The sequence below is a fragment of the Streptomyces galbus genome (genome assembly GCF_005280195.1).
Taxonomy (GTDB): Bacteria; Actinomycetota; Actinomycetes; order Streptomycetales; family Streptomycetaceae; genus Streptomyces; species Streptomyces galbus.
Genome location: NZ_SZPR01000046.1, coordinates 1 through 8,616 on the forward strand (window position 1 = coordinate 1; position 8,616 = coordinate 8,616).

11 protein-coding genes are annotated in these 8,616 nt (G+C 71.9%); 5 read left to right on the forward strand and 6 right to left on the reverse strand.

Features of this window, described 5'->3' with window-relative positions:
• Positions 1-204 (forward strand): hypothetical protein (locus tag E4U92_RS36395; RefSeq protein WP_206666495.1); only part of this gene is annotated, 204 nt, incomplete at its 5' end.
• An 81-nt stretch (positions 205-285) separates the two neighbouring features.
• Here E4U92_RS36395 and E4U92_RS35100 read toward each other — a convergent pair.
• Positions 286-927 carry a DNA-3-methyladenine glycosylase gene (locus E4U92_RS35100; RefSeq protein ID WP_137304510.1) on the reverse strand — a complete coding sequence of 214 codons (642 nt, stop codon included), beginning with the start codon at positions 925-927 and terminating at the stop codon, positions 286-288.
• A gap of 174 nt (positions 928-1,101) precedes the next feature.
• Between E4U92_RS35100 and E4U92_RS35105 the strand changes: the two genes are divergently transcribed.
• The 3 genes from E4U92_RS35105 to E4U92_RS35115 all read left to right on the forward strand — a co-directional run bounded on the left by E4U92_RS35105 (position 1,102) and on the right by E4U92_RS35115 (position 3,167).
• Positions 1,102-1,884 (forward strand): sporulation protein, encoded by a 783-nt coding sequence (locus E4U92_RS35105; protein ID WP_137304511.1) that lies wholly within the window; start codon positions 1,102-1,104, stop codon positions 1,882-1,884.
• Positions 1,885-1,926: 42 nt separating this feature from the next.
• Positions 1,927-2,466 (forward strand): YbhB/YbcL family Raf kinase inhibitor-like protein, encoded by a 540-nt coding sequence (locus tag E4U92_RS35110; RefSeq protein WP_137304512.1) that lies wholly within the window; start codon positions 1,927-1,929, stop codon positions 2,464-2,466.
• A gap of 197 nt (positions 2,467-2,663) precedes the next feature.
• Positions 2,664-3,167: an HNH endonuclease gene (locus E4U92_RS35115; protein ID WP_137304513.1), complete on the forward strand. Its 504-nt coding sequence runs from the start codon at positions 2,664-2,666 to the stop codon at positions 3,165-3,167.
• Positions 3,168-3,266: 99 nt separating this feature from the next.
• Here E4U92_RS35115 and E4U92_RS35120 read toward each other — a convergent pair whose 3' ends face one another.
• From E4U92_RS35120 to E4U92_RS35130, 3 genes are all read right to left on the reverse strand, one after another.
• On the reverse strand, positions 3,267-4,226 hold the full coding sequence (locus tag E4U92_RS35120) for an SPFH domain-containing protein (protein WP_137304514.1): 960 nt from the start codon (positions 4,224-4,226) through the stop codon (positions 3,267-3,269).
• Positions 4,227-4,368: 142 nt separating this feature from the next.
• On the reverse strand, positions 4,369-4,800 hold the full coding sequence (locus tag E4U92_RS35125; protein ID WP_137304515.1) for an NfeD family protein: 432 nt from the start codon (positions 4,798-4,800) through the stop codon (positions 4,369-4,371).
• Between the two features lie 109 nt (positions 4,801-4,909).
• Entirely contained in the window at positions 4,910-5,707 is a 798-nt protein-coding gene (locus E4U92_RS35130; RefSeq protein WP_137304516.1) for an ABC transporter ATP-binding protein, read from the reverse strand.
• Between the two features lie 151 nt (positions 5,708-5,858).
• Here E4U92_RS35130 and E4U92_RS35135 point away from each other — a divergent pair, with 151 nt between their 5' ends.
• Entirely contained in the window at positions 5,859-6,647 is a 789-nt protein-coding gene (locus E4U92_RS35135; protein WP_137304517.1) for a hypothetical protein, read from the forward strand.
• Between the two features lie 97 nt (positions 6,648-6,744).
• On the opposite strand, the gene E4U92_RS35140 is transcribed toward E4U92_RS35135, so the two are convergent.
• Together E4U92_RS35140 and E4U92_RS35145 are read right to left on the reverse strand one after the other, a co-directional pair.
• A complete protein-coding gene (locus E4U92_RS35140; protein ID WP_067232541.1) occupies positions 6,745-7,386 on the reverse strand; it encodes a response regulator in 642 nt (213 codons plus the stop codon).
• Entirely contained in the window at positions 7,379-8,524 is a 1,146-nt protein-coding gene (locus tag E4U92_RS35145; RefSeq protein ID WP_137304518.1) for a GAF domain-containing sensor histidine kinase, read from the reverse strand. The genes E4U92_RS35140 and E4U92_RS35145 overlap by 8 nt, the downstream gene beginning before the upstream one ends.
• Positions 8,525-8,616 lie beyond the last annotated feature (92 nt).

Here is an 8,616-nt window from a genome sequence, read left to right on the forward strand (position 1 = left end):
GCGTTTCCGACTCTATCAGATCATTTTCTGATCCGATTCCCTGTCGGCGGGATGCCGTGGACCAACTCGCTTTCGCTCGTCGGCCTTTCGACATTCACTACGTTAGCCGATTCCCCCGGCGATCTCATAATCGAGATCCGCGAGTTCGAATTCGAACGTGCAGACACGTCGAAAGCGACCCCGCTGAGGGGAAGTCGTTGGTAGTGGGTTGGCCGCTCCGGCTGCAGGCGATCGCCGTACCCGGTTCAGCGGCTCGGGCCACATTACGCGGCTCCCCGGGCGGAGTCAACTTCTGCGGCGCCTGGGCACGTGGGCCCGGTAGGGGCTCACCGTGGGGTCGTCGGCGACCCAGAACCGCCAGGGGTGGACGCCTCCCTCGCCGGCCACGCCCGTGCGGGGTCCGTTGCGTACCCGGTCGCGGCCGACGGGGGTGCCGGCGAGCACGCGCAGGGGCGTCTCGCCGGTGGCGCACGCGTCCGTGCCGTCGAGGCGCCGGTCGATGTCGAGGGCCGTCGCCAGGCGTGCCGGGCCCTTGGCCAGTTCCTTGTCGTTGCGGGCCGAGAGCCGGCGGGTGCGCGCCAGTTCCGCGCCCTCGACGATCTCCCCGGCCCGCAGCAGGACCGCGCTGGACCGACCCTCGGGGCCGCACACCAGGTTCATGCAGTGCCACATGCCGTAGGTGAAGTAGACGTACACGTGTCCGGGCGGTCCGAACATCACCGCGTTGCGGGGCGTGCGGCCGCGGTAGGCGTGGGACCCGGGGTCGTTCTGGCCGTCGTAGGCCTCGACCTCCGTCAGGCGCAGGACGACCGGACCGTCGGGGGTCTCACGGACGAGGAGGCGGCCGAGGAGGTCGGGCGCGACCTCCAGGACGGGCCGGTCGAAGAAGTCCCGTGGGAGGGGCGTACGGTCGGGGGTCGCGATCATGCCCTCCGAGCGTAGTGCAGTCGCCCGGGTGCGCGGGGTGGCCACGGAGCGTCCGGCTTTGCCAGGGTGGGGGCGCGGAACCGGCCACGGTCGGATCGCGTTGGTAGGGGGCAGGGGATCAGGCCGGGCGCAGGGGTCGTCCGGGGTCCGCCGCCACGGTCACAAGGGAGAGTCATGGCGTTCAAGAAGCTGCTCGCGAGTCTGGGGGCCGGCGGGGCCTCGGTCGAGACGGTGCTGACCGAGGTCAACGTCGTTCCGGGCGGCGTCGTCCAGGGTGAGGTGCGGATCCAGGGCGGGTCCGTCAACCAGGACATCGAGGGTCTGTCCGTGGGGCTGCAGGCCGTGGTCGAGGTCGAGGGCCAGGACACGGAGTACAAGCAGAACGTCGAGTTCACCAAGGTGCGGCTGGGCGGTGCCTTCGAGCTGCAGGCGGGCGCGGTGCACGCGGTGCCGTTCGGGCTCGAGATCCCGTGGGAGACGCCGGTCACGATGATCGACGGGCAGTCGCTGCGCGGCATGCACATCGGGGTGACGACCGAGCTGGCGATCGCGCGGGCCGTGGACTCCTCGGACCTGGACCCGATCAACGTGCACCCGCTGCCGGCGCAGAAGGCCATCCTCGACGCCTTCATCCAGCTCGGCTTCCGCTTCAAGAGCGCGGACATGGAGCGCGGCCACATCCGCGGCACCCGCCAGACGCTGCCGTTCTACCAGGAGATCGAGTTCTTCCCGCCGTCGCAGTACCGGGGGCTGAACCAGGTCGAGCTGAGCTTCGTGGCCGACGAGCACGCGATGGACGTCGTGCTGGAGATGGACAAGAAGCCGGGCCTGTTCAGCGAGGGCAGCGACACGTTCCGCTCGTTCCAGGTGGGGCTGCACGACTACCAGTCGACCGACTGGGCCGCGTACCTCAACCAGTGGCTGTCGGAGGTCGGCAGCCGGCGCAACTGGTTCTAGGCTCGGTCCCGTACCGGACGCACCGATTCAGGAGGTACCGAGGTGACCGAGCTCAAGCGGCGGCCGCTGCCCCACGACTTCCATCCGCCCGTGCCGTCGTTCACGGTGACGAGCCAGGACGTCGAGGAGGGCGGGACGCTCAAGAGCGACCAGGTCCAGGCCGAGGGCAACACCTCTCCGCACCTGCGCTGGGAGGGTTTCCCGCCGGAGACCAAGAGCTTCGCCGTGACCTGCTACGACCCGGACGCGCCGACCGGCAGCGGGTTCTGGCACTGGGTCCTGTTCGACATCCCGGCCTCCGTGACGGAGCTGCCGGTGGGTGCGGGCAGCGGCAAGTTCGAGGGACTGCCGGAGGGCGCAGTCCACGCGCGCAACGACTACGGCTCGAAGGACTTCGGCGGTGCCGCGCCGCCGCCCGGGGACGGGCCGCACCGCTACGTCTTCACGGTGTACGCGGTGGACCAGGAGAAGCTGGGGCCGGACGCGGACGCCTCGCCGGCCGTGGTGGGCTTCAACCTGCGGTTCCACACGATCGCGCGCGCCCAGCTGATCGGTGAGTACGAGAATCCCGCCGAAGGATGAGTCATCTCATCGTTCACTGAGCGTTTGCCCGCCCCTGGTCTTGGAAGTGATCAGGGGCGGGCATTTTTGTTGCCGGGGGTCGCGGGGGTCACCCCCCGTGGGAGCAGCAGATATTGCGTTGTCCATCTCGGCGTGCCCGGCCAGAGTTGATCCCAGCCCGCCACGGGGTGGGCCGGTGCACGGGAGGTGGGCTGGTGATGCGGGACACGCTGGTGCTGAACGCGAGCTTCGAGCCGCTGTCGACGGTGACGCTGAACCGAGCCGTCGTGCTGGTGCTCCAGGACAAGGCCGTCGTCGAGCAGGCCCACCCCGAACTGCGGATGCGCGGAGCCGCCGTCGACATACCGGCGCCCCGGGTGATCAGGCTGTGCAGGTACGTACGGGTGCCCTTCCGAAGACAAGCGCCGTGGTCACGGCGGGGCGTGCTGGTGCGGGACCGGCACCGGTGCGCGTACTGCGGGCGGCGGGCGACGACCGTGGACCACGTGGTGCCGCGGTCGCGGGGCGGACAGGACACGTGGCTGAACACGGTGGCCTCGTGCGCGGAGGACAACCACCGCAAGGCGGACCGGACTCCGGAGGAGGCGGGGATGCAGCTCCTGCGCACGCCGTTCGAGCCGACGCCGGCTGACGCGATGCTGCTGGCGCTGGGGGCGGAGGACCTGTCGGCCCTGCCGGAGTGGCTCCGGGACGCGGCCTGACGTCGTGGCCGTCGGGCGCTGAACGCGCGGTTCCCCGCGCCCCCTTGAGGGGTGCGGGGAACTTTGCTGTGCCGGAACGCTGGCCGGGCCGCTGCGCCGTCAGTCGATCGTCGGCCGCTCGCGGCGCTCCGTACCGGAGGAGTTGCCGCCGTTGTTGCCGTTGCCGCCCCCTGAACCGCCGCCCAGCGGGCCGAAGTTGCCCATGGCGCCGGACAGGCCCTTGAGGGCGTCGCCGATCTCGCTGGGGACGATCCAGAGCTTGTTGGCGTCGCCCTCGGCGATCTTAGGGAGCATCTGGAGGTACTGGTAGCTGAGGAGCTTCTGGTCGGGGTCGCCGGCGTGGATGGCCTCGAAGACCGTGCGGACGGCCTGGGCCTCGCCCTCGGCGCGCAGGGCGGCTGCCTTGGCCTCACCCTCGGCCTTGAGGATCGCGGACTGCTTCTCGCCCTCGGCGGTGAGGATGGCGGCTTGGCGCGTGCCTTCCGCGGTGAGGATCGCGGCGCGCTTGTCACGGTCGGCGCGCATCTGCTTCTCCATCGAGTCCTGGATGGAGGTCGGGGGCTCGATCGCCTTGAGCTCCACGCGGTTGACGCGGATGCCCCACTTGCCGGTGGCCTCGTCCAGCACGCCGCGCAGGGCCGCGTTGATCTCCTCGCGGGAGGTCAGGGTCCGTTCGAGGTCCATGCCGCCGATGATGTTGCGCAGTGTGGTGACGGTGAGCTGCTCGATGGCCTGGATGTAGCTGGCGACCTCGTAGGTGGCGGCCCGGGCGTCGGTCACCTGGTAGTAGATGACGGTGTCGATGTTGACGACCAGGTTGTCCTGGGTGATCACCGGCTGCGGCGGGAAGGGGACGACCTGTTCGCGCAGGTCGATGCGGTTGCGGATGGTGTCGATGAACGGGACGACGATGTTGAGGCCCGCGTTCAGCGTCCGTGTGTAGCGGCCGAACCGCTCGACGATGGCCGCGCTGGCCTGTGGGATGACCTGGATGGTCTTGATCAGGGCGATGAAGACCAACACCACCAGAATGATCAGGACGATGATGACCGGTTCCATCGAACTCCCCGTACCCTTCTCCGCCTCGGCGCCTTCGGAAGATCTTATGGGTGTTGAAGATCTTGCTGGTCGAGTCTGACAGACCGTCGCGTGCGTTGGGGCCGTGTTGGGCGCAGTCGCGCCAACTGGCCGTCGTACGAGGTCACATGACGATCGCCGTGGCCCCCTCGATGTCCACGACGTCGACCTGCTGACCCGGCTCGTAGGTCTGGTCGCCGTCGAGTGCGCGGGCCGACCAGACCTCGCCGGCGAGTTTGATGCGGCCGCCGGAGCCGTCGACGCGCTCCAGGACGACGGCCTGCTTGCCCCTCAGGGCGTCGATGCCCGTGGCGAGTTGGGGCCGCTGCGAGCGGTGCCGGTTGGCGATGGGCCGCACGACGGCGATGAGGGCGACCGAGACGACGACGAACACGAGCACCTGGGAGACGGCGCCGAAGCCGACTCCGGCCGCTGCCGCGGCGGCGATCGCGCCCACCGCGAACATGCCGAACTCGGGCATCGCCGTGACCACGAGGGGAATTCCGAGCGCGGCCGCGCCGACCAGCCACCACACCCATGCGTCGATGTCGTTCACATGGTCATGGTAGGACCGCGCGTGCGGCGCGGACAGGGCGCGAGGGGGGCCGTGCGGGGGCGTCGGCGTCCGTGCCGTCCGGGTCATTCCCGGTGCGGCGGGCGGCCGTTCAGGACATCGGGAGGCCCTGCGCCGTCCAGCGGTCGCCGACCTGCTCGACGACGAGCGGCAGGCCGAAGCAGTGGGAGAGGTTGCGCGAGCTGAGTTCCAGCTCGATGGGGCCGGCGGCGAGGACCTTGCCCTGGCGGATCATGAGGACGTGGGTGAAGCCGGGGGCGATCTCCTCGACGTGGTGCGTGACCATGATCATCGAGGGGGCGATGGGGTCGCGGGCGAGCCGGCCGAGCCGGCGCACGAGGTCCTCGCGGCCGCCGAGGTCGAGTCCGGCGGCCGGCTCGTCGAGGAGCAGCAGCTCGGGGTCGGTCATCAGGGCGCGGGCGATGAGGGTGCGCTTGCGCTCGCCCTCGGAGAGGGTGCCGAACCTGCGGTCGAGGTAGTCGCTCATGCCGAGGCGGTCGAGGAAGGCGCGGGCGCGCTGCTCGTCGATGTCCTCGTACTCCTCCTGCCAGGCGGCCGTCATGCCGTACGCGGCGGTCAGCACGGTCTGCAGGACGGTCTGGCGCTTGGGGAGCTTGTCGGCCATGGCGATGCCGGCCACGCCGATGCGGGGGCGCAGCTCGAAGACGTCGGTGCCGGGGCGGCCGAGGGTCTCGCCGAGGATGGTGGCGGTGCCCTTGCTGGGGTAGAGGTAGCTGGACGCGACGTTGAGCAGGGTGGTCTTGCCGGCGCCGTTGGGGCCGAGGATGACCCAGCGCTCGCCTTCCTTCACCGACCAGGAGACCTGGTCCACCAGAGCCCGGCCCTCACGGACCACGGATACGTCCTGAAGCTCCAGAACATCGCTCATGAGCGCGTTGTCTCCCCTTGCAGTGTGGCCGGTCTCGGCTGTCGCGTACGCCTGTGGCTCGGTCCGCCGCGCCGGTGGGCACGGCCCTCAAGGAAATCTACGCCACCGGCCGGGCGGCCCGTTCCATCGGTGGGGTCCTTAGGGTGGGGGCATGCACTCGGAACCTCGCTCGGGTCGCCTGGCGGCCTGGGGAAATGCCCTCTTGGCCGGACTTGTCTCGCCGGACGACGCCGTGCTCGCCATCGTCGGCGAGGACGCGGTGCACCGGGTGGACGGGCTGCCCGGTGAGCCGGCGCCCGTCGGGCTCTCGCTGGCGCTCGGCCGGCTGCGGGCGCTGGGGATGACCGGCCTGCGGGTGGCGCTGCCGGCGCCCGGGCATCCGCTCGGGCTCAGCGGGCCGCCGGAGTTCAACGCGCGGGCCCTGGAGGCCGGGGAGGCGGTGGTCTGTCACGGTGCCGCGCTGGGGCTGGTGCCGCAGGTGCACGAGGCCGGGCCCGCGGGTGACGTGCACGTGGAGGTGGTGTGGCACTGCCTGCCCGTGCGGGAGGCGCCGCCCGCGGACGTGCCGTCGCTGGGCGAGGCGGAGCGGGAGCTGGCGGAGGCGCTGCGGGACGCCACGGAGGTGCTGACGCGGCTGGACGTGGCCGGGTCGGGTCCGGTGGCCGCGGCGGCGATCGACGCGTACCGGGCGCGGGCCGAGCGGGAGCGCGAGGCGCTGGCGCCCGGGTACCCGCCGCGGGCGGTGCGGGTGCTGGAACTGGCCGAGCGGGTGGGGCTGCTGGTCTCGCTGGCGTACGGCAACGGGCACGGGGGCGCGGTCAGCGCGTCCGAGATGGCGGCGCGGACGCACGCGCTGCGCCCGGTGGAGCGGACGGCCCGGCGGGCGCGGGTGGCCGCGTACAACGCGTACGTGGAGGAGCGGGAGCGCGGGGTGCGCTGAGCGCACCGGTGGGGTGGGCTGGGCGTACGGCGGCGGGGCTGCCTGCCGGGGGATCTGGGCGTACGGCGGCGGGGCTGCCCGCCGTTCCGGCCGGGCGTCAGCCGGCCATGCCGTGGCGTACGGCCCACAGCGCCGCCTGGGTGCGGTCCGCGAGGTCGAGCTTCATCAGGATGTTCGAGACGTGGGTCTTGACCGTCTTCTCGGACAGCACGAGGGCGCGGGCGATCTCCCGGTTGGAGCGGCCGTCCGCGATGAGGCCGAGCACCTCGCGCTCCCGGTCGGTGAGCGAGCCGCCCCTGCCCTGGCCGCCGCCCGCCTCCTCCTGGGAGAGCAGGGCGCCGGCGACCTCGGGCTGGAGCAGCACGTGGCCGGCGTGCACCGAGCGGATGGCGGTGGCGAGGGCGTCGGGGTCGACGTCCTTGTACACGTACCCGGCGGCGCCCGCGCGCAGGGCGGGGACCACCGTGCGCTGCTCGGTGAAGCTGGTGACGATCAGCACCCGCGCGGGGTTGTCCAGCTCGCGGAGCCGGCGCAGGGCGTCGACGCCGTCCAGGCCGGGCATCTTGACGTCCATCAGCACGACGTCGGGCCGCAGCTCCTCGGCGCGGTCGACGCCTTCGGCGCCGTCGGCGGCCTCGCCGACCACCTCGATGTCGTCCTGCACTTCCAGGAAGGTGCGCAGTCCCCGGCGGACGACCTGGTGGTCGTCGACCAGCAGCACCCTGATTGCGTCAGCCACCGGGGACCTCCATCTCGATCACGGTGCCCTTGCCGGGCGCCGACTCCACCGTCAGTGCGCCGCCGACGCCGCTCGCGCGGTCCCGCATGGAGACGAGGCCGAGGTGGCGGCCGGCCCGGCGCACGACCCGGGTGTCGAAGCCGCGGCCGTCGTCGGTGACGCGCAGGACGGCGCCCGGGCCGTGCTTGTCCAGGGTGACGTCGACGCGGGTCGCGTCCGCGTGGCGCAGGGCGTTGTGCAGGGCCTCCTGGGCGACGCGCAGCAGGGCCTCCTCCTGGGTGGCCGGCAGGGCGCGCACGCCGTGGCTGCGGAAGGTGACGTGCGCGGTGTGGGCACGGTCCAGGACCTGCACCTGGGTGCGCAGGGTGGCGACGAGGCCGTCCTCGTCGAGGGCGGCGGGGCGCAGCTCGACGACGGCGGCGCGCAGCTCGTCGGCAGCCTCGGCGGCGAGCGCGGCGACCTGCTGGAGCTCGCCCTTGGCGCGGGAGGGGTCCCGGTCGACCAGGGCGGCGGCGGCCTGGGCGGTCAGGCGCAGCGAGAACAGCTTCTGGCTCACCGCGTCGTGCAGCTCGTGGGCGAGCCGGGAGCGCTCCTCGGCGATGGTCAGCTCGCGGCTGCGCTCGTACAGACGGGCGTTGGTCAGGGCGATCGCGGCGTGCTGCGCGAGGATCGACAGCAGTTCCTCGTCGTCCTCGGTGAAGCCGCAGCCGCCGCCGGGCTTGGGGCAGTCCTTGTTGGCGAGGAACAGCGCGCCGAGGACCTCGTCGCCGTCGCGGATGGGCAGGCCCAGGAAGTCGGACAGCTCGGGGTGCGCGGACGGCCAGCCCTCGAAGCGGGGGTCCTCGCGCACGTCGGCCAGGCGCTCGGCCCTGGCCTCGTGGAGCATCGCGGCGAGGATGCCGTGCTGGCGCGGCAGGGGCCCGATGGCCCGCCACTGCTCGTCGCTCACGCCGTCGACGACGAACTGGGCGAAGCCCCCGTGGTCGTCCGGCACCCCCAGGGCGGCGTACTGCGCGCCGAGCAGCTCGCGGGCCGAGGCGACGATCGTCTTCAGGACGTCGCGCACCTCGAGGTGTCTGCTCATGGCCAGCAGCGCGGAGCTCACCGCGGCGAGGCCGGACCGGGGGCCGTGACTCATGGTCCTCACGGTACCGGCGGCCCGCGACACGGCGGATCGGGCTGTGGACGGCACCGGGTGGGGCGGAGGTCCTAGGTGTGCTGTTCGGAGAG

Coding starts and splice junctions, on each gene's coding strand:
- E4U92_RS35105 (WP_137304511.1), top strand. CDS start 1,102: ATGGCGTTCAAGAAGCTGCTCGCGAGTCTGGGGGCCGGCGGGGCCTCG.
- E4U92_RS35135 (WP_137304517.1), top strand. CDS start 5,859: ATGCACTCGGAACCTCGCTCGGGTCGCCTGGCGGCCTGGGGAAATGCC.
- E4U92_RS35100 (WP_137304510.1), bottom strand. CDS start 927: ATGATCGCGACCCCCGACCGTACGCCCCTCCCACGGGACTTCTTCGAC.
- E4U92_RS35130 (WP_137304516.1), bottom strand. CDS start 5,707: ATGAGCGATGTTCTGGAGCTTCAGGACGTATCCGTGGTCCGTGAGGGC.
- E4U92_RS35120 (WP_137304514.1), bottom strand. CDS start 4,226: ATGGAACCGGTCATCATCGTCCTGATCATTCTGGTGGTGTTGGTCTTC.
- E4U92_RS35145 (WP_137304518.1), bottom strand. CDS start 8,524: ATGAGTCACGGCCCCCGGTCCGGCCTCGCCGCGGTGAGCTCCGCGCTG.
- E4U92_RS35115 (WP_137304513.1), top strand. CDS start 2,664: ATGCGGGACACGCTGGTGCTGAACGCGAGCTTCGAGCCGCTGTCGACG.